Annotated in this window: 19 protein-coding genes; 4 read left to right on the forward strand and 15 right to left on the reverse strand. The window is 62.1% G+C overall.

Translation table 11 applies throughout. The features are described 5' to 3' along the window. Positions 1 to 38: 38 nt before the first annotated feature. A complete protein-coding gene (locus JFN90_RS03905; protein ID WP_199393789.1) occupies positions 39 to 410 on the reverse strand; it encodes a response regulator in 372 nt (123 codons plus the stop codon). Between the two features lie 337 nt (positions 411 to 747). Here JFN90_RS03905 and JFN90_RS03910 point away from each other — a divergent pair, with 337 nt between their 5' ends. The 4 genes from JFN90_RS03910 to JFN90_RS03925 all read left to right on the forward strand — a co-directional run bounded on the left by JFN90_RS03910 (position 748) and on the right by JFN90_RS03925 (position 5,285). After that, positions 748 to 1,185, forward strand: coding sequence for a MarR family winged helix-turn-helix transcriptional regulator (locus tag JFN90_RS03910; protein ID WP_199393790.1), 438 nt, complete (start codon positions 748 to 750; stop codon positions 1,183 to 1,185). A gap of 13 nt (positions 1,186 to 1,198) precedes the next feature. Further along, a complete protein-coding gene (locus JFN90_RS03915; protein ID WP_199393791.1) occupies positions 1,199 to 2,455 on the forward strand; it encodes a TolC family protein in 1,257 nt (418 codons plus the stop codon). Between the two features lie 63 nt (positions 2,456 to 2,518). Then, positions 2,519 to 3,595, forward strand: coding sequence for an HlyD family secretion protein (locus JFN90_RS03920; protein ID WP_199393792.1), 1,077 nt, complete (start codon positions 2,519 to 2,521; stop codon positions 3,593 to 3,595). Between the two features lie 130 nt (positions 3,596 to 3,725). Then, positions 3,726 to 5,285 (forward strand): DHA2 family efflux MFS transporter permease subunit, encoded by a 1,560-nt coding sequence (locus tag JFN90_RS03925; protein WP_199393793.1) that lies wholly within the window; start codon positions 3,726 to 3,728, stop codon positions 5,283 to 5,285. Between the two features lie 200 nt (positions 5,286 to 5,485). Here the strand turns inward: JFN90_RS03925 and JFN90_RS03930 are convergent, their stop codons facing one another. The 14 genes from JFN90_RS03930 to JFN90_RS03995 all read right to left on the reverse strand — a co-directional run bounded on the left by JFN90_RS03930 (position 5,486) and on the right by JFN90_RS03995 (position 20,241). Then, on the reverse strand, positions 5,486 to 5,755 hold the full coding sequence (locus tag JFN90_RS03930) for a hypothetical protein (protein ID WP_199393794.1): 270 nt from the start codon (positions 5,753 to 5,755) through the stop codon (positions 5,486 to 5,488). A 129-nt stretch (positions 5,756 to 5,884) separates the two neighbouring features. Then, positions 5,885 to 6,166 (reverse strand): peptidylprolyl isomerase, encoded by a 282-nt coding sequence (locus tag JFN90_RS03935; protein WP_199389893.1) that lies wholly within the window; start codon positions 6,164 to 6,166, stop codon positions 5,885 to 5,887. A gap of 81 nt (positions 6,167 to 6,247) precedes the next feature. Continuing rightward, positions 6,248 to 6,967: a pyridoxine 5'-phosphate synthase gene (locus tag JFN90_RS03940; protein ID WP_199393795.1), complete on the reverse strand. Its 720-nt coding sequence runs from the start codon at positions 6,965 to 6,967 to the stop codon at positions 6,248 to 6,250. Next, entirely contained in the window at positions 6,960 to 8,324 is a 1,365-nt protein-coding gene (gene glmM, locus JFN90_RS03945) for a phosphoglucosamine mutase (RefSeq protein WP_199393796.1), read from the reverse strand. The genes JFN90_RS03940 and glmM overlap by 8 nt, the downstream gene beginning before the upstream one ends. A gap of 178 nt (positions 8,325 to 8,502) precedes the next feature. Then, the gene (locus JFN90_RS03950) at positions 8,503 to 8,886 is read right to left on the reverse strand and encodes a YbbR-like domain-containing protein (protein WP_199393797.1); all 384 of its coding nucleotides are present in this window, start codon (positions 8,884 to 8,886) and stop codon (positions 8,503 to 8,505) included. Further along, complete coding sequence (cdaA, locus tag JFN90_RS03955; RefSeq protein ID WP_199393798.1) at positions 8,883 to 9,641, reverse strand: diadenylate cyclase CdaA; 759 nt, start codon at positions 9,639 to 9,641, stop codon at positions 8,883 to 8,885. The genes JFN90_RS03950 and cdaA overlap by 4 nt, the downstream gene beginning before the upstream one ends. Before the next feature lie 45 nt (positions 9,642 to 9,686). Then, complete coding sequence (gene folP / locus JFN90_RS03960) at positions 9,687 to 10,523, reverse strand: dihydropteroate synthase (protein ID WP_199393799.1); 837 nt, start codon at positions 10,521 to 10,523, stop codon at positions 9,687 to 9,689. Beyond that, positions 10,523 to 12,361, reverse strand: coding sequence for an ATP-dependent zinc metalloprotease FtsH (ftsH, locus tag JFN90_RS03965; RefSeq protein WP_199393800.1), 1,839 nt, complete (start codon positions 12,359 to 12,361; stop codon positions 10,523 to 10,525). The genes folP and ftsH overlap by 1 nt, the downstream gene beginning before the upstream one ends. A gap of 179 nt (positions 12,362 to 12,540) precedes the next feature. Continuing rightward, complete coding sequence (gene tilS / locus JFN90_RS03970; RefSeq protein WP_199393801.1) at positions 12,541 to 13,917, reverse strand: tRNA lysidine(34) synthetase TilS; 1,377 nt, start codon at positions 13,915 to 13,917, stop codon at positions 12,541 to 12,543. A 374-nt stretch (positions 13,918 to 14,291) separates the two neighbouring features. Beyond that, on the reverse strand, positions 14,292 to 14,804 hold the full coding sequence (locus tag JFN90_RS03975; protein WP_199393802.1) for a hypothetical protein: 513 nt from the start codon (positions 14,802 to 14,804) through the stop codon (positions 14,292 to 14,294). Positions 14,805 to 15,015: 211 nt separating this feature from the next. After that, positions 15,016 to 15,867, reverse strand: a complete 852-nt coding sequence (gene opp4C / locus JFN90_RS03980; RefSeq protein WP_199393803.1) for an oligopeptide ABC transporter permease — start codon at positions 15,865 to 15,867, stop codon at positions 15,016 to 15,018. 48 nt (positions 15,868 to 15,915) lie between these two features. After that, complete coding sequence (locus JFN90_RS03985; protein WP_199393804.1) at positions 15,916 to 16,896, reverse strand: ABC transporter permease; 981 nt, start codon at positions 16,894 to 16,896, stop codon at positions 15,916 to 15,918. Positions 16,897 to 16,945: 49 nt separating this feature from the next. Beyond that, on the reverse strand, positions 16,946 to 18,526 hold the full coding sequence (locus JFN90_RS03990) for a peptide-binding protein (RefSeq protein ID WP_199393805.1): 1,581 nt from the start codon (positions 18,524 to 18,526) through the stop codon (positions 16,946 to 16,948). After that, a complete protein-coding gene (locus JFN90_RS03995; protein WP_199393806.1) occupies positions 18,523 to 20,241 on the reverse strand; it encodes a tetratricopeptide repeat protein in 1,719 nt (572 codons plus the stop codon). The genes JFN90_RS03990 and JFN90_RS03995 overlap by 4 nt, the downstream gene beginning before the upstream one ends. Between the last annotated feature and the right edge of the window lie 46 nt (positions 20,242 to 20,287).

Here is a 20,287-nt window from a genome sequence, read left to right on the forward strand (position 1 = left end):
TTGAGGGAGGTGGTTCAAAAAGCGGTGCTTGGTCACCGTCAGTGCTGCGGGTAGTCCTGCTCCAGCAGTGAAAGGAGTACATCGAGGTCGATCGGCTTGGAAAGGTAGGCGTCCATCCCTGCATCAAGGCATTGCAGCTTGTCTTCCTCCATTGCATGTGCGGTAAGGGCGATGATCGGCACGTGCCCTCCCCTTGCCATTTCTTTCTCCCTAATGATCCTGGTGGCGCTCAGGCCGTCCATGATAGGCATCTGAACATCCATGAAGATGAAATCCAGCCGTTCCTGCTCCCATATTTCCACCACCTTTCGCCCGTTGTCGACTCCTTGGCAATCGTGGCCCAATCGCCCCAGCAGGGTGACCATCATCTGGCGTATGGTAGGATCGTCTTCGGCTATCAGTATCCGCATGCACACCTCCTGAGCAGGGGGAAAGCTCCCCATGTCAGCCCGTTACAAGATAGCATCGGCGGCATAAAAGTAAAGATCACCAATCTTTGCCACACATGAGAACAAGGTATCTCACGGGCGCGGCGGGTACAACCGGAAGAGCTACTTTTAAAGCCCCCCAACAGTTCCCTGGTGGTGCGGATGCGACCGCCTGTGAGGCCCGGGATTTGGCAGTAAAGGCGCCGTCTTACGGATGATTGACAGCATACTGATTATATGCATAATGATCACCCTGCTGCAGCTTCACTTTGCTCCCATTAAAAAATCTCACGTTGCAACCGTTGGCACTGGAACATCTATGGACCCAATAAAGACATCTCCTCCCATCGATATCGAGAAAACAGTCGGGTTCCTGTTGGCCAAAGCCTATCAGCGCGCTTGCCTGATCTTCAAAGAACACTTCGAAGAACACGACCTAACTCCTCAGCAGTTCGGCCTGCTTGGTTTCCTCTGGCGCGAGGATGGCCTCAGCCAGTCGCTGCTTTCGGCGAAGAGCCAGATCGACCGCACCACCATGGGCGGGCTCATCGATCGTCTCGAAAAAGAGGGGCTGGTGGTTCGCAAGACCGATCCGGTCGACCGCCGCGCCTACCGCATCTGCCTCACCGACAAGGGGAAGGCATTGGAGTCGGTCCTGGCCCCCCTCGCCTTGCAGGCCCAGGAGGTGTTCATCGCCAAGCTCGCCCCCCAGGAAGTGGAAACCTTGAAATCCCTGTTGGAGAAGATCCGCACATGATTCTGGAGCTTTCATGCATTTAGTCATACTGCTGCTCACCCTGCTCTGCTGCGGATTCGCCGGCACGGCAAGCGCCGAGTCGCTCACCCTCGGAGAGGCCCTGGAGCGTGCGGCGACCACCAGCCAAGGGCTGAAATCAGCCTCGCGCGAGGTGGAGATCGCCCGCGAGCAGGTGAACGTGGCCCGTTCCACCAAGCTGCCGCGCATCGACCTGCAGGGCGGATACGTCGCCCAGGCCAAGGCCCAGGCCTTCAAGTTCGGCACGGCGTCCCAGGAGACCCAGGACCCACGCTACCCCTTCTTCAACTTCAGCGTCTACCAGACCCTGTACGACTTCGGCCGCACCAGGGACAACGAGGGGATGGCGCGGCTGCGCGGCGAGGCTGCCCAATACTCCTATTCCGCGAACCAACAGGACCTCTTTCTGCAGGTCGTGCAGGCGTACTACGGCATCCTGACCGCCCAGAAGCTGGTGCAGGCCGCCGCGGACGAGGTGGTACAGATGGAATCGCATCAGAGAACCGCCCAGGCGCTCTTCGACGAGGGGGTCGTCACCCGAAACGACCTGCTGCAGGCGGAGGTGCGGGTTGCCTCCAGCCGGCAGAGCGTTCTGAGCGCCCAGAACCAAGTGGAGAACGGGTGGCTGCTCCTGAACTACCTGACCGGTGCCGCACCGGATTTCCGCGCGGAACTGAAAGACGAGGCGCAGCTCCCGCCGTCCTCAGGCACTCCCGATCTCGGCAAGCGTGGCGAGATCTCCGCGCTGAAGGCCTTGGTTGGTGCCGACGAGTTCGCGGTGGAGGAAGCCAAGACCAGTCACTACCCGGAGTTCTTCGCCAAGTTCGGCGTCGACTATCTCTCCAACAGCAAGGTGCGCGAACAGGCCATCACCGCTCTGACGGTGGGCTTCAAGGTGAACCTCTTCGACGGCCCGGCTTCCGCTGCCAGGGTGAGGCAGGCGGTCCAGACCCGGTCCCGCGACGAGGAGAGGCTGAGGGATCTCGAGGAACGGACCCGGCTGGAATACAACATGGCCGCGAACGACCTAAAGGTGGCCGACGCCCGGATCCGGATCGCCGAAAAGGCGATCACCCAAGGCGTAGAGAACCTGCGCATCACCAAGGACCGTTACCAGGAGCACGTCGGCACCGCGACCGAGGTCGTCGACGCCCAGACGCTGCTCACCAAAACCAGGACCGACTACTATCGCAGCGTCTTCGACCTCCAGGTCGCCGCGGCGCGGGTCAAGAGGGCGACGGGCGAACTGTAGTCCCGCCAACACCATCTACGGGGAGCGACCGGACTGGCCGCACCCGATACCGGAGATACGCACATGGCAGATGAAACAACCGAACCGACCACGGCTCCCGCAAAGGGCGGCCTGAGCAAGAAACAGCGCGGCGGCATCGTCCTTTTGATCATCATCCTGGTCGGCACCTTGTTCGGCGTGCGCCAGTGGGTGCGCAGCAAGACCCACATCGAGACCGACAACGCCTTCATCGAGGCCCATGTCCACTCGGTCGCCAGCCGCATCCCGGCCCTCGTGCAGCGGGTCGCCGTGGTGGACAACCAGTTCGTGCACAAGGGCGACCTCTTGGTCGAATTGGACCCGGCGGACTACCAGGCACGCCTGAAAACCGCTGCAGCTGCGCTGGAAATGGCCAAGAACGAAACCTCCGGGGACTATGCCGAAGTGCAGAGCGCGCGCGCCAACGTAGGCCTTGCCGCGGCCCGGCTGGACCAGGCCAACCTCGACCTGAAGCGGGCCGAGGCACTCTACGCCAAGGAAGTGATTCCCCGTGAGCAGTTGGACCGCGCCCGGACGGCGCAAAAGGTGGCCCAGGCCCAGGTCAGGGAGGCGCAGGAAGCGGAGAACCGCGCCAAGGCCATGATCGGCATGTCCGGCAGCGGCTCCAAGGACGCCAGGGTCGCCCAGAAGCAGGGGGACCTGGAGGCCGCCAAGCTGAACGTCTCCTACACCCAGATCGTCGCACCCAGCGACGGCTTTGTGACCCGGAAAGGGGTCGAGGCGGGCAACTACGTGCAGCCCGGGCAGGCGCTCATGGCGATCGTCCCCCTGGAAGACGCCTGGATCACCGCGAACTACAAGGAAAGCCAGCTCCCCAACGTGCATCCGGGACAGGCGGTCGACTTCACCGTGGACGGCTATCCCGGCCGGCACTTTACCGGCAAGGTTGAGAGCATCATGGCCGGCACCGGCGCGGCCTTCTCGCTGCTCCCCCCGGAGAACGCCACCGGCAACTACGTCAAGGTGACCCAGAGGATTCCGGTGCGCATCGCCATCGACAGGAAGAGCGATCCCGACCATCTGCTGCGGGTCGGCATGAGCGTCGTCCCGACCATCCTCACCGGCCAGACCTTCGGGCAGGTGGTCGGGTTCGGGCACTAGGAACGCCTCCCCCCGGAGGGGGGAGGTTGGGAGGGGGGGCTTAGCCTGACACAGAAGGCAAGCCCCCTCCCTGCCCTCCCCCTCCTGGGGAGAGTACGTTATCGAGGTCGTTAATCTCCCTGGCGGTTTGATGAAAAAGAGCGCTGAAGAAAAAAACGTCAACAAGTGGCTGATCACCATCACAGTGATGCTCCCCGCCATCATGGAGATCGTCGACACCTCCGTCGCCAACGTGGCGCTCCCGCACATGCAGGGAAGCCTCAACGCCGGCACCGACGAGATCACCTGGGTGCTCACCTCCTACCTGGTGAGTAACGCCGTGGTGCTTCCCATGACCGGGTGGCTCGCGCGCATGTTCGGCCGCAAACGCTTCCTGATCACCTGCATCACCCTCTTCACCCTCGCCTCCCTCATGTGCGGCGCCGCGCCGTCGCTGGGTCTGCTCATCTTCTTCCGGGTACTCCAGGGGGCGGCGGGCGGCGCGCTGATCCCGATGAGCCAGGCCATCATGATGGAAACCTTCCCTCCGTACCAGCAGGGGATGGCGATGGCGATCTTCGGCGTCGGCGCCATGTTCGGCCCCATCATCGGCCCGGCGCTTGGGGGATGGATCACCGACAACATGAACTGGCGCTGGATCTTCTACATCAACATCCCGATCGGCATCATCGCGGTGGTCATGGCGACCTTCTTCATCTACGACCCGAGCTACCTGAAACGGGCCAGGACCAGCATCGACTACTGGGGACTCACCCTTCTCACCGTGGGGCTGGGTGCTCTGCAGATCGTACTCGACAAGGGTCAGCAGGACGATTGGTTCAACTCCGGCTTCATCGTCGCCTGCTCCGTCCTCACCGCCGTCTCGCTGGCGGCGCTGGTCTATGTGGAGCTCACCCACCCGCATCCGATCGTGAACCTGCGCCTGTTCAAGAACGTCTCTTTCTCCGCCGGCAACCTGGTCATGTTCGCGGTCGGCTTTTGCCTGTACAGCTCGATCATGCTGATACCGCTCTTCCTGCAGACGCTCATGGGGTACAACGCCACCATGGCCGGGATGGTGCTCGCCCCCGGCGGGCTCGCCACCCTGATCTGCATGCCCTTCGTCGGTGCAATCATCCAGCGCTACGACGGCAGAAAGGTTGTCTTCGTCGGATTGCTCATCGCCGCCTACTCCATGCACATCATGCAGGGCTTCACCCTGGAGGCCGCCTACCGCGATTTCGTCTGGCCCCGCGTGGTGCTCGGCGTCGGCCTAGCCATGATCTTCGTGCCGCTCACCACGGTGACCCTAGCCACCATTTCCAAGGAAGAGATGGGCAACGCGACCGGTATTTTCAGCCTGCTTAGGAACATCGGCGGCAGCGTCGGCATCGCCATCTCAGCGACGCTTTTGGCGCGCTACTCGCAGTTCTACCAGACCAGCCTGGTCGCCCACGTGAACCCGTACAACCCGCAGGCGCAGTCACAGATCGCCATACTCAAGGGAGCCATGCTGAATCGGGGACTGGGTCCCGTCGCGGCCGAGCAGGGGGCGTACGCCATTATCTACGGCAAGGTAGTCAGGCAGGCCTACATGCTCTCCTACAACCGGATCTTCTTCATCGTCGGCATCGCCTTCCTGGTGATCATCCCGCTCCTCTTGCTGCTCAAGAAGCCGCAGAAGCACCTCCCGCCCGGCGCGGCGCACTGACGCCTGCGCAGGCAAACCGAGAAGCTTTAACGCAAAGGCGCAAAGCCGCAGAGGCGCGAAGAGAACCAAAGGGTTTAAAAACAGAAAGCTTTCCCTTGCGTCTTAGCGCCTTGGCGCCTTTGCGTTGAAGTCTTTGGGTATAAAAAAAGGCGGAGGATCTATCCCCCGCCTTTTCCTATTCTAGATGTCATTTCCGGCTGCTATTTCTTCTTTTCCGCCTCTTCCGCCATCCGCTTCTCGTGGGCCTGCCGGGCCTGATCCATCTCGGCCCAATGCGCGTCCCAGTCCTTCTTGCGGATGAAGTACAGGCCGACGCTCCCCAGCACGATGCAGACACCGAAGAAGAACTGCATGACCTTGAACCCTTCGGCCACGCCGTAGATCATGCACCCCACGCCGACCAGGCCGAGCAGGAACGGTGCGCTGAAGATAAGGCTCACCAGGGATTGCTTTTCGTTGTTATCTGCCATTGCTTCCCCTTTTTTCTAGCAGGCCGTGTACGCCGTTGAACGACGCCCCCCTCCCAACCTCCCCCCTCCTGGGGGAGGAGCCCTGCGTTTCCCGCCCCCGGAGGGGGAGGGTTAGGGAGGGGGAAATCTTTACGCAGTGCGGCTGGTGATCAGGATCAGGTGGTAGCCGAACTGGGTCTTCACGGGGCCGAGCACCTTCCCCACTTCGCCGCTGAAGACGACCTCGTCGAATTCCCGGACCATCTGTCCCGGACCGAACTCGCCCAGGCGCCCGCCCTGATTGCCGGAAGGGCAAAGTGAATTGGCGCGCGCCACTTCACTGAAGTCGGCACCTGCCTCGATCTGGTTCTTCAGTGCGACGCATTCCGCCTCGGTTGCCACCAATATATGACTTGCTGCAGCTCTTGCCATTTCTATCTCCTTTAATGTTTGGGGTCTGGCTCGGGGTCTGGCTCCGAAGGTGCCTGACCCCTTTGCCTTTCGTCCTTTTCTTTATGCGTACCGCACCAACTCCGACATATCCCGCACCGCGCGGTCCAAACCTACCAGGATGGCGCGCGACATGATGGAGTGGCCGATGTTGAACTCCTCTATGCCGCCAATAGCCGCCACCTTCTTCACGTTGGTGTAGTTCAGGCCGTGCCCGGCGTTGACCCCGATTTCGAGTTTCCTGGCCAGCTTAACCGCGTTCTCGATCTTGATCAGCTCCAGGTTCTCTTCCCTCCAGGTGGGGGCGTCGGCGAAGGAACCGGTATGGATCTCGATGTAGTCGGTACCGATCTTGTTGGCCGCCTTGATCTGGTCCGGGTCCGGATCGATGAACAGGCTGACGATAATGCCACCTGCCTGCAGCTTCTCGATGGCGACCTTGAGCGCCTCCTGGTGGATCCTGACGTCGAGCCCTCCCTCGGTGGTGAGCTCCGCCCTCTTCTCGGGGACCAGGGTGCAGCATTCCGGTTTGACCTTAAGCGCGATGGCGACCATCTCGTCGGTCGCGGCCATCTCCAGGTTCAGCCGGGTATTCACGGTCTGGCGCAGGATCTTCAGGTCGCGGTCCTGGATGTGTCTTCTGTCCTCGCGCAGGTGGATGGTGATCTGGTCCGCGCCGGCCAATTCGGCGATGGCGGCAGCCGCCACCGGATCCGGCTCGGCCCCGCCGCGCGCGTTGCGCAAAGTGGCCACATGGTCGATGTTGACTCCCAGTCTAGCCATTGTTATCACCTCCCAGGACGGCGGACGCGGTCTGCGCGATCTCGTCGGCCCAATTGCGGATTGTCGTCTCGTCGTTGCCTTCCAGCATGATGCGCAGGAGCGGTTCGGTGCCGGACCAGCGGATCAGCACCCTCCCCTCCCCTTTGAGCTTCTCCTCGACCTCGTTGATCACTTTAGCGATCTCGGGGACCTGCATGACGTCGGTTTTCTGCGGCAGGCGCACATTCACGAGGACCTGGGGCAGGGAGTGCATCACCAGGGCGAGTTCGGAGAGACGCTTCTGGCGCCGCTGCATGATGGCGAGCACCTGCAGCGCGGAGAGGATGCCGTCCCCGGTTGTGTTGTGGTCCAGGAAGATCATGTGGCCGGACTGCTCGCCGCCCAAGTTGTAGCCCCCCTTGAGCATCTCTTCGACCACGTAGCGGTCGCCCACGGCGGTCTTGATCACTTCGCCGCCGGCACGCTTCATGGCGATGTCCAGGCCCATGTTGCTCATTACGGTGGCCACCAGGGTGTTGTGCTTCAGGGTCCCCATCTTCAGCATGTCGGTAGCGCAGATGGCCATGATCTTGTCGCCGTCGACCACGTTGCCGTACTCGTCTACGAAGATGACCCGGTCGGCGTCACCGTCGAGGGCGATGCCCAGGTCGGCGCCGTGCTGCTTCACCGCCTCGCTCATCACCTCGGGGTGCAGCGAACCGCAGTCGGCGTTGATGTTGGTGCCGTTAGGTTTGACGCCCAGGGTGATCACCTCCGCGCCCAGTTCCTCGAAGACCGCGGGCGCAACCTTGTAGGCGGCGCCGTTGGCGCAGTCGAGCACGATCTTCAGCCCGGAAAGGTCGAGGTCCTTGGGGAATGTGCTCTTCAAGAAGACGACGAAACGCCCCTGGGCGTCGTCGATGCGGTAGGCCTTGCCCACTTCCTTCGCGGTCGGGCGCAGCGAGTCGATGCGCTTGGAGAAGATCAGTTCCTCAATCATCAGCTCGGTCTCGTCCGGGAGCTTGAATCCGTCGCGCGAGAAGAACTTGATGCCGTTATCTTCGAAGGGGTTGTGCGATGCCGAGATGACCACGCCGGCGTCGGCCCGCATCGAGGAGGTGATGTTGGCGATACCCGGGGTCGGCAGCGGGCCGACCAGGAGCACGTCCACCCCCATGGAACAGATGCCCGCCATGAGGGCGCTTTCCAGCATGTAGCCGGAAAGACGGGTATCCTTGCCGATCACGATGCGGTGGCGCTTCTTGCCGTTTTTGAATATGTAGGCGGCGGCGCGCCCGATCTGCATGGCCATCTCCGCCGTCATCGGGTAGACGTTGGCCACTCCGCGGACCCCGTCGGTACCGAAAAGTTTCTTCATCTGGTTCACCTCTAATTTAGTTATTTTGCCGTCTGCGCATCATCCCCTCTCCCCTTGGGAGAGGGTGGCCGAAGGCCGGGTGAGGGTTCTCCTCATCAGCATGGCGGCCCGAAACAAAAGCCCCTCACCCCAGCCCTCTCCCGTAAGGCGAGGGAGATCTGGACAGAGAAGCAACTGACTATTTAACGGCCAGCACGAAGCTCGCCGTGGCGGGCGCCACGTGCATCACCTTGATCTCCGGATCCAGGTTGAACTCCGACTCTTTCATCGACACCTGCTGCAGCCCCGGCTGCGCGCCGGCCAGGTCTATGTCGCAACGCGTCTGGCGATAGGGAAGCAAAAACAGCAGGATGCGCGGTCCGCTCACCACCACCTCGACCTCGGCGGGCGCCCCCCCGTCCAACTTGAGCCCTGCCGGCATCCGGTGCAGGTTGACCGGCAACACGAGCAGCATCTCGCCCGGGCGCTCCAGGATCACGCTGAGCCAGATCAGCACTGCCAGGAGCACCGAGAGGATCTTCACCCCCTTGAGCCATTCGTGTCCCTTGACATGCGTCGTCATTTAAGCCACCTCGGCTCCACCAGCCTTCTGAGTGTCTTGCCCAGCGAGGGCATGTCGACCACGTCGGTCTTCTTGCCCCCCACGATGACAGAGGCGGTGCCGGTCTCCTCCGAAACGACCACGACCACCGCGTCCACCAATTCGGTAAGGCCGATCGCCGCGCGGTGCCGGGTGCCCAGGCTCTTGCTTACTTCAAGGTTCTGGGTGAGCGGCAGGAAACACCCCGCCTTGGTCAGCTTGCCGTGCTGGATGATCACCGCCCCGTCATGGATGGGGGAATACGGCAGGAAAATCGACGAGATCAGCTCGCTGGTCACCTTGGCGTCGATGTCGGTGCCGACCGCGAGGTAGCTGTCCACCGAAATGGCCCGCTCGATAACGATCAGGGCGCCTATTTTCTTCTGGGCCAACCCGGCGACGGCGAACACCAGTTCGTCGATCACATCGGACATCTCGACATCCTTCTCGGTGCGGCTCCTGGTGAGCGTCGCGAACGCCTTGCGGATGTCGGTCTGGAAAATGACCGCGAGCCCAACTACGGACGAGGTCAGGATGAGGTCGACGATGATCCGGACGGCCTGCAGGGAGAAGAAACGCGCCAGGAGGTGCAGGGCGACGAGGCCCGAGAGGACGGCAAGGATGCGCAGCGCGAGCACTCCCTTGAGCAGTCGCGCCAGCCTGGAGACGATCAGTATCGCAAGCGACAGGTCCAGGAGGTCCCGCAGTATGCCTATGTTTTGCAGGAAAGTATTCATCCGCACCGGTCGGGAAGCTGCGCTTCCGGTTTTGTTTCCGCGGCCCTAGATGAGCGCCCGCGTCATCAACGCGACGTCCCTCATGGCTGCCACGTCGTGCACCCGTAGTATGGTGGCCCCGTGGACGATCGACATTGCGACCGCGGCGGCGGTGCCGTACACCCTTTCTCGCCCGTCCTTGCCGGTGATGGCGCCGATGAAGGACTTCCGGGAAGGTCCTACCAGTATCGGGCGGCCGAGCGGCAGGAATGCCTCAAGCCGCTTGATCAGTTCCAGGTTACCCTGCACGCTCTTGCCAAAGCCGAGCCCCGGGTCGATCGCTATGCGCTCCTCGGGGAGCCCCGCGTTCCTCGCCAGCTCGATGCAACCGGCCAGGTAGTTCGTCACGTCCGCGATCAGGTCGTCGTAGCCGGTGTCCTTCTGCATGGTATCGGGCATGCCGCGGGTGTGCATCACAACCACGCCGGCGTCGGCCTCGGCCACCGCGGCGGCCATTTCCGGGTCGAACATCAGTCCGGTGACGTCGTTGACGATCTCCGCCCCGGCGGCACAGGCGGCGCGCGCCACCCCCGCCTTGTAGGTATCGATGGAGATGGGAACGGCGATGCGCCCCTTGAGCGCCTCTATAACGGGAAGCACCCGGTCCAGTTCCTCCTGCAGGGTGACGGCGGGAGCGTTGGGCCGGGTGCTTTCGCCTCCGATATCGATGATGTCGGCGCCTTCCCGCTCCATCTCACGGGCCCGCTCCACGGCGGCCTCGACAGAGAAGAAGCGCCCCCCGTCCGAGAAGGAGTCCGGAGTCACGTTCAAAATACCCATGATCTGCGGACGCTCCAGGGACAGGGAGCGGCGGGAAAGTTCCCACGTCTGTGCCTTGATCATCACTCGGCTGCGACGGGTTCCGAAGGAAGCTCTTTGCCCTCGATGATGCGATCCACCTCTTCGCCGGTTAGGTTTTCCTTCTCGATGAGCGCGTGGGAGATGCGGTGCAGGGATTCCAGGTTCCCCTTCAGCAGTTCCTGCACCCGGGCGTAGTTCTGCTCGACGATGAGCCTGATCTCGTGATCGATCTCGATGGCGGTCGCCTCGGAGTAGTTTTTCTGGTGCGCCATGTCACGCCCCAGGAAGATCTGCTCGTCCTTCTTGCCGAAGGAGACCGGACCCAGCTTCTCGCTCATGCCCCACTCGCAGACCATCTTGCGGGCGATGTCGGTGGCGCGCTCGATGTCGTTGCCGGCGCCGGTGGTCATCGAGTTGAAGATGATCTCCTCGGCGACGCGACCGCCTAAAAGCACGGCGATGCGGTCCAAAAGCGACTCGCGGGAGTAGCTGTGCTTGTCCTCGATCGGGAGCTGCATGGTGACGCCGAGGGCGCGACCGCGCGGGATGATGGAGACCTTGTGCACCGGGTCGGCGCCCGGGATCAGTTTCGCGATCAGGGTGTGACCCGCCTCGTGGTACGCGGTGTTCTTCTTCTCCTCGTCGGAGATGACCATGGAGCGGCGCTCAACACCCATAAGGACCTTGTCCTTGGCGTCGTCGAAGTCGATCATCTCGACCATGCTCTTTTCCTTGCGGGCGGCGAGGAGAGCGGCCTCGTTGACCACGTTGGAGAGGTCCGCGCCGGAGAAGCCCGGTGTGCCGCGGGCGATGACGCCGAGATCGACGTCCGGGGCGAGCGGGGTTTTCTTCGTGTGCACCTTGAGGATCATCTCGCGGCCCTTCACGTCCGGGCGGGGCACCACGACCTGGCGGTCGAAGCGGCCCGGGCGGAGCAGCGCCGGGTCGAGGACGTCGGGGCGGTTGGTCGCCGCGATCAGGATAACACCCTCGTTGGACTCGAAACCGTCCATCTCAACCAGGAGCTGGTTCAGGGTCTGCTCGCGCTCGTCGTGACCGCCGCCCAGGCCTGCGCCGCGGTGACGACCGACGGCGTCGATCTCGTCGATGAAGATGATGCACGGTGCGCTCTTCTTGCCCTGCACGAACAGGTCACGGACCCGGGAGGCGCCCACGCCGACGAACATCTCGACGAAGTCGGAACCGGAGATGGAGAAGAAGGGAACGCCGGCCTCACCCGCGATGGCGCGGGCCAGGAGGGTCTTACCGGTGCCCGGAGGGCCCATGAGCAGGACCCCTTTCGGGATGCGGCCGCCCAACTTGGTGAACTTCTTGGGATCCTTCAGGAAGTTGATGATCTCCTCCAGCTCGTCCTTGGCTTCCTCGATGCCGGCCACGTCCTCGAAGGTGATGCGGCCCTGCGCCTCGGTGAGGAGCTTGGCGCGGCTCTTGCCGAACGCCATCGCCTTGCCGCCGCCGCCCTGCATCTGGCGCATGAAGAAGATCCACACGGCGACCAGGAAGATGATCGGGAACCAGGAGACCAGCAGCGAGAACCAGGAGAAGCGCTCCTCCTCCGGGCGGGCCGACACAACGATCTTCTTCTCGATCAGCTTGTCGGTCAGGTTGGCGTCGGCCGGCTTGAAGGTCCTGAACTCCTTGCCGTCGGTGAACTTGCCGAGGATCTCGTTGCCCTGGATGACCACCGAGGCCACCGGGCGGTTCACGTTCTTCACCTTGCCGGTTTCCACCGCCTCGATGAAGTCGCTGTAGTCCAGTTTTTCCTGGGTCGGCTTGGGCTTGTTGAACAGGTTGAACAACAGGATCATCATCAAGCTGATAACAAGCCAGAGCGCCAGGTTCTTATAGAATTGATTCAAGTTTCCTCCCGATCAATCGGTATGCTGCAAACACTCAATCTGCAATGGTTTTGTCATGACACAGAAAGCGCGCTGCTAAGTTGAACGGTCGCCATTGCCGGCTTCCTTATGAGAATGAAGAAAAAAGCGTTCAAATGAGTAAAAAGGATTACCATAAAGGGTGCTGGTTGACAAGAGCTTTAAGGTGTAATTTCAAGAATTTCCACCCGTAAAACCGCGCCAGTCGCGGAAGTTACCCGTCCCTTCTCCCCGACTCTCATACCGGCCACCCAGATGATCTCCCCCTCGCTGAAAACGAGCGGCACCCGGCTGCGCTCATGAAGTGGCAGTTTTTGGTTGATGAAAAGCTCCTTCACTTTCTGGGAGCCCTTCATGCCGAGCGGCGTGAAACGGTCGCCGGGGGCGAACGGGCGCACGAGCCAGGGAAATGGCGTGTTATCCGCCGAAAGGTAAACGATATTTCTCGATCCGGTGGCGAGGTCGTCCGGGCGCTGCACAAGCCCTACCGTGAGCATCATCCCGTTTTCCAGTCGGTAACATCCCTCCCCCGGCACCAGCTGTTCCCAGCGTTGCACGGTAGGCGGCGCGGCGCAGGTGAAGCTGAGCCGGTCATAGCAGCGTTCGACCCGGAGTGACCCCGGAAGCTTGAGGCTCGCGTTGGGGCGACCGGTGGAGGCCAAGTGGTCGATCGCCTCAAGGTGAGTGAGCGCGATGCGCATCAGGTCGCCGCGCAGCTCGTGCAGCCCGTGGCGGTACAAGCGCAGGCGGAGCCCCCGGTGCTCCCTGAGCAGTGCTGCAACTCCGAAGACGACGGCGTCGTCGTCCTGCGAAGCAAGCCGCTCGAAGGCGCTACAGGTCAGGTGTTCCAGGAGTTCCTCGTCCGCGGCGAGGATCTCGGCCGTGGCGGCGAGCCGCTCGCTGATCCTCGGGTTGTACTTTCTGAGGGTGGGAATGAGTTCGTGTCGGATGCTGTTGCGCAGAATGGTGGTGTCGGAGTTAGTCGAGTCGGTGCGCCAGGTTAGCTCGCGGCTGTTCAAGTAGAGCTCAAGCTCCGCGCGGCTCACCTGCAACAGCGGCCGCTTGATCAAGCTGTCGCCGCTGGCCGACATGGCGCTCAGGCCGGTGCCGCCGGCTCCCCGCAGCAGACGGATCAGGACCGTTTCCGCCTGGTCGTCGAGATGGTGTGCCACCGCGATGCTGGTAGCGCCGCGTCGTTTGGCCACCTCGTGGAAGAAGGCGTAGCGCGCCTGTCGTCCGGCGTCTTCGAGGGAAAACCCTTCGGCGGCGGCGAAGGAGGCGACATCGACGCGGATGGCGAGGAAAGGGAGGTGGTGGCGGGTGGCGAGGTCAGAGACGAATTTCTCGTCAGCGTCGGATTCGGCGCCGCGCAGACAGTGGTTCAGGTGTGCGACCACGAGGTGCAGGCCTTCGTCCTCGAGCCGGGTCAGGATATCCAGCAAAGCCACCGAATCTGCGCCCCCCGAGACCGCGACCACCACGGTCTCGCCCGGAGCAAAGAGGTGTTGGTTCCGGACGATGGCGACGAGGTCTTTCAAAGGTGCGTGCTCCTGTGTAGAGGCGGCAAGTGCGGGGAAGTGCAGTGCGGCGCTGCCGTTCGTACGATGAATATTGCGAGTGCGGTCAATGGGCGGGGAGCGTAAGGGCGAATGATTATTCGCCCCTATAGGCGTCAATACCTTGCCGGGACAAATGCGGAGGAGGAATCAATTCGACCTTACAATGGCGACATTTTATAGAACCAGAGGCGGTATTGTAGGGGCGAATAATCATTCGCCCAGCCCAAGCGGCCCATACCGTCACCGCCACTCCCGGGCCTAGAAATATGTCAAACCACAGCCCCGCCTGAACGTAGAACGTAGAACGTAGAACGTAGAACGTAGAACCTAGAACGTAGAACCTAGAACGTGTTCTAGTCCTTAAGCGTGCACTCCCTCTCCCAGGCGTTGTACCCATCCCCCACGATATCCCAGAACGACTCGATGCGCCCGGCGTAGTAGTCCAGGTCCGCGCACTCCGCCTCGATGGCTTGGAGGAACTTGAGCGAGATGAGCTGGTGCCCGTACAGGAAGCGGTAGAACTCGCGAGTCCCGGCCAGGTATCCCTCGATCTCGGTCGCCAGCGGTTCCATGGTATTGACGATGTACCAGTTGCCGGCGAACTGCCGCACGATACCCGGGCGCTCGTCGAAGATGCTGCGTCCCTTGATGGAGACCACGAAATCGCGGGTGAAGTAATCCGCGGCGCCCGCGAGAGCCGTCGCCTCTTCCGGCGTCATGCCGGTCTGTTGGATCTCCTCGTAGAAGCGGTGCAGCAAATCGCTGACCAGCTTATCCACCCGCACCTCGTCCTCGAGGGTCGTCGGCACGTAATCCCTTTTATCAACCTTCAACACATCGAATGCCTCTTCGCAAAGTTCAGCCATGGAATCCTCTTGTTTCAAAAGATGTTCAACGTTCAATGTTCAACGTTCGCGCTGTTCGTCCATACCCGCGACCTCACCCATGCGATCCGAGCAGAGAGGTGCGTTTGTTCCTTCCCAGCCATGAGCGTCTCGCTAGCCGTCAATATGCCAGTGCCACCAGCCGATCCGTAACTCGAACGTCGAACGTTGAACCTTGAACGGTTTCTGCCTCTTACTGCCTTCTCGGGTCCAGCGCGTCCCGGATCCCCTCCCCTACCAGGTTGTAGGAGAGCACCGTGACCAGGATGGCGACGCCGGGAAACAGCGACAGCCACCAGGCGAACTCGATGTAATCCTTGCCGGAGGTGAGGATGTTGCCCCAACTCGGCGTCGGCGGTTGCACACCGATCCCCAGGAAGGAGAGCGCCGACTCGGTCAGGATGGCGCCCGCCACACCCAGTGTCGCGGAAACGAGCACCGGCGACAGGGCGTTGGGCAAAATGTGCCGGAAGATGATGCGCAGGTCCGACGCCCCCAGCACCCGCGCCGCCAGGATGAAGTCGCGGCTCTTGAGCGAGAGCACCTCGGCGCGCACCAGCCGCGCCACCCCCATCCAGCCGGTAAGCCCGATGATCACCATGATGTACCAGATGGAAGGCTCCAGCATGGCGATCACGGCAAGGATCAGGAAGAAGGTCGGAAAGCAGAGCATGATGTCGACCAGCCGCATCAGCACGGAATCGATCCAGCCACCGTAAAAGCCCGCGAAGAGCCCGATCACGGTCCCGATGACCACCGCGATGCCGACCGCCACGAACCCTACCTTCAGCGACACGCGGGCGCCGTACACGACGCGGGTAAAGACGTCGCGCCCGAGTTCGTCGGTGCCGAACCAGTGGCTGGCCGATGGCGGCAGCAGCACGTGCCATGCGTCTATGGTATCGGGGCTGTACGGGGTCACCAGGGCCGCCGCCAGGGACAGCAGGAACAGGACCACGATCACCACCAGTCCCGCCGTCGCGAAGCGGTTGCTGGTGAAGCGCTGCCAGAACTCCCGGTACGGGCTGCTCACCTGGTCACGCATACAGCCCCCGGCAGTTCTCACTCTTAATCTTTGTCTTAATCTGCCTCATCATCCCCTCCCGTGCCTGATGCGGGGATCCGCCAGGGCGTAGCAGAGGTCCGCCAGCAGGTTGCCGATCAGGGTCAGGCAGGCGCCGATGACCAGGATGCCCATAACCAGCGGGTAGTCGCGCGCCATCACCCCCTGGTAGAAAAGCTGGCCCATCCCGGGGATTGAGAAGATGGTCTCGAAGATGACGCTGCCGCCGATCAACGCGGGAAGCGAGAAGCCGAGCAGCGTGATCACGGGCAAGAGCGCATTCTTCAGGGCGTGGCGGTAGATGACTACCCGCTCCCGCACCCCTTTGGCCCGGGCGGTGGTGATGTAATCCTGCGACAACACCTCGATCATGGTGGAGCGCATGTAGCGGGAAAGCCCGGCCAGACTGCCGAAGGTGGCGATGGCGATGGGGAGCACCAGGTGCCGGGCCAGGTCCGCGCTGCGCCAGAAGAAAGACCACTGGTCGCTGCCGAGCGAATGGATACCGGAGATGGGAAGCCAAGCGAGTTTCACCCCGAAGAGGTACATGCACAAAAGCGCTAGCCAGAAGGTCGGCACGGCGAACCCGACGAACACGAACACGGAGATGGCCCGGTCCAGGAGCGTGTCCCGGTGCACGGCGGCCATGATGCCGATCGGGAGCGCCAGGCCGAACTCGAGGATCAGGGCGATCACGTTGAGCGAGATGGTGATCGGGATCCGTTCCTTGATCTTGTCCAGGACCGGCCGGTTGTCCGGCGCGAAGGAGCGGCCGAAATCGAGCCGCGAGAGGTTGGAGAGCCACATGCCGTACTGCACGGGCAGCGGCTTATCAAGCCCGTAGAACTCGCGCAGCCGGGCCCGCGACGCGGCCGAAGCCTTGGGGCTCATGGCGGTCTGCATCTCCACCGGTTCCCCCGGCGCGAGATGAATCACCGTGAAGGTGATCAGCGTGATCCCCAGGAGCAGCGGGATCAGCATCAGTATCCTTTTGATCAGGTAGTTGGCCATAGTTCTCTAAAGTAGCAGCTGCAGTAGTTTCTCGCTCACCCTGGCACTCTTAGTCCACGTACCACTTGATGAAGTTGTGCATGATCCCTGCGGGCGCCGGCTCGATCCCCTTGATCCTGGAGGTCACCACCGGCAGCGCGTCGGGGACGTAGAGGAAGGTGTAGGGCTGATCCTTGGCCAGGATCTCCTGGATCTGGTAGTAGCAGTCGCGCCGCTTGGCCATGTCGAAGGTGCCGCGCCCTTCCACGATGAGCCGGTCCAGTTCCGGGTTCAGGTAATGGATGAAGTTCAGCTCCTTGGGCCCGGTCTTCGAGGAGTGCCAGACGTCGTACAGGTCGGGGTCCTGGGAAATGGTCCACCCCATGAGCACCACCTCGAACTTCCCCTTGTCGATGAAGTTGGTCAAAAACGACGCCCACTCCATGACCCGGATCTTCACGTCGATGCCCACCTTCTTCAGGCGCATCTGGATGATCTGGGCGCACTTCAGACGCTGGTCGTTGCCCTGGTTGGTCATGATGGTGAAGCTGAGCGGCTTGCCGTCCTTCTCGAGGATCCCCCCCGCACCCATCCGGTACCCCGCCTCCTGCAAAAGCGCCTGGGCGCGCGCCGGATCGTAAGCCGGGTCGTTGTCCACCTTGGCCTTGTAGGCCCAAGTGCCGGGCTTGTAGGGCCCGTGCGCGATCTGCCCCATGCCCAGTAGCACGCCCTGGATGATCTCTTCCTTGTTGATGGCGCAGGTGATGGCCCGGCGCACCCTGACGTCTTGGAACAAGGGGAGGCGCAGGTTGTAGCCCAGGTAGGTATAGGCCGACGCGGGGTAGCGGTACTTATTGAAGCGCTCCAGGAACTCCTTGCCGGTGGTCTGACGCTGGTACTGCACCGGGGAGAGCCCCATCATGTCCACCCCGCCCGCCTTGAGTTCCATGTACATGGTGGAGTTGTCGGGGATGATGCGGTAGACGTAGCGGGCCAGGTGCGGTGCCCCCTCCCAATACTTCGGGTTTGCCTCCAGCACAAGCCGCTGCCCGGGGACCCACTCCTTGAAGATGTAGGGGCCGGTGCCGACCGGGTTGCGCGAGAGCGGACTCTTGGTGATGTCCTTCCCTTCCAAAAGGTGTGCCGGCAGGATCGGCATGCCCCAGGAGGCGAGCGCCGGGGCGAAGGGTTTGGCATAGGTGACCCGGAAGGTGTACGTGTCCGGGGCTTGGGCGCTTTGCACCTGCTTGAAATCCTCGGCGTAGGCGGTCGGGGTCTTGGGATCGACGGTAACGCGGTAGGTGTAAAGCACGTCGCGGGAGGTGAAGTCGTGGCCGTCGTGCCACTTCACCCCGCGCCGCAGGTGGAAGGTGATCTGCAGCCCGTCCGGGGAAACCTCCCACGACTCGGCCAGGTCCCCTTCCAGCTTCAGGTTCTTGTCGTAGCGCACCAGCCCGTTATAAACGAGCCCGGAGATGTCGCTGGAAGAGCTGTCCGAAGCGAGGATCGGGATCAGGTTGGAGGGTTCGCCGATGCTGCCGGTGACGAACTGCGCTCCCCCCTGCGACTGCGCCTTATTCCAAGGCGCATCCTTCCCGCAGGCAGCTAAAAAAAGGAAGAGCAGGAAGCAGACGGCGCGGGCCAGGCTCATTTCTCACCGGCTTCCTGGCGGCAGTGTTTGATCTTCTCGGCAAGCTCGGCGCCCTGCTCGGGCTCCATCTTCTGCAGCTTCTTGTAGAGCGGCAGCGCCTTTTTATAGGCGTGGATGGCGCAGTAGACGTCGGCCAGGTGACCAATCACGGTGGCATCCCCGCCGGACAGCTCCACAGCCCGCTCCAGTTGCGCGATGGCGTCGTTATAACGCTTGAGCTTGAAATAGGTCCACCCCAGGCTGTCCAGGATGAAACCGTCGTCCGGCCTCAGGCTCACCGCCTTTTTCAGGTAGGTCAGCGCCTCCTCCAGGTTCACCTCCATCTCGGCGTAGGTGTACCCCAGGTAGTTGAGCGCCTGCGGATCGTCGGGAGTCACTTCCAGCACCCTCTTCATCATGGTGACAGAGAGTTCCTTCTGCCCCATCTTGTCGTAGAGGATGCCCAGCCGGAACAGCACCCGCGGATCGGACTGCAGCTTCAGGTCCATCGATTTCAACGCGTCGATACCGAGCTGGTACTGCTCCATCGATTCGTAGAACCCGGCTAGGTGCAGGTAGGGCTCGACCTTGGAGGGCTGTTCTCCGATCTCCTTTTGGAGCAGGGCGATCCCCTTCTCCGGCTGCCCCTTCTCCTTGTACAGGTAGGCCAGGTGCCCCAGAGCATCGAGGTAGTACGGCGACTCCCGGGAGATCAGCTTAAACTCGGCGATCGCCTGGTCCACGTCCTCCTTCTCCTCGTAGGCGGAGGCGAGGTAGAAGCGGACCTGCTGCGCGCTGGGCTCGGCCACGAGGATATCCTGGAAGGTCTTGATCGCCTCGTCGTAGCGCTCCAGCTCGAGCAGCAGCAGGCCGATCTTGCGCGAGGTCTCCAGCGATTTCCCCCCCTTTTGCTGCAGCAGGGCGAGGGCTTCCTCGAGGCGCTTCTGCTGGATATAGAGCTGCGCCAGGTGCTGGATGACGTTGGCGTTGTTGGGGTTGATCTCCAGGAGATCCTTATAGCTGTCGATGGCGTCGGGAATCAGCCCCTGGGTCTCCTGGGAGATCCCCATCTCGATCAGGGCCTGTTCGAAATCGGGCTTGATGTCGACCGCCTTCTTGTAGTAGGCGAGCGCCTCCTTGGGGAGTCGCATCTGCTCGTAGGTCTTGGCGAGGTAGTAATACCCGAGGGCCGAGTCCGGCGAGGCCTTCACCAGCGCCTTCAGGGTATCAACCGCCTGCTCGTACTCGAAGCTCTTCAGGTAGTAGATGGCGATGTGCAGGTAGACCTCTTCCTTGGTCGGGTCGAGTTCGATCACCTTCTTGTAATGCTGGATCGCCTCCTTCTCGCGCTGCAGGGTCATCAGGATGTTGCCGCACAACTGCTCGGCCTGCAGCGAAGCGGGATCGATGGCGATGGCGGCCTGGCACTCGGCCAGCGCGTCCTCGGGACGGTTCTGCTGCAGGTAGATCTGTGCGGCTGCGTTGTGCAGGAAAGCGGAGTTGGGATCGGCGGCAATCGCCTCGCGCAATAAGATCAGCGCCCCCTCCTGGTCCCCTTCGGAGGCACGCAGCCTGGCCATGGCGTACAGGGACAGGTTCCTCCCTGCTCCGGGGGTAGGGGTCGGCGCGATGACCGCGCCCAGATCGTTGAGCGGTGACGAGACCGAAGCTTGCTCGGTGGCGCAGGCGTTGATCAGCAAGGGCAGAAAAAGGAGCGCTAGACACTTCTTGGTCATGGGTTACCTGTGGCTTCGGTAGATTTCGGGCAAAATCTAAAAAACG

This window comes from Geomonas propionica (genome assembly GCF_016458235.1).
GTDB lineage: Bacteria > Desulfobacterota > Desulfuromonadia > Geobacterales > Geobacteraceae > Geomonas > Geomonas propionica.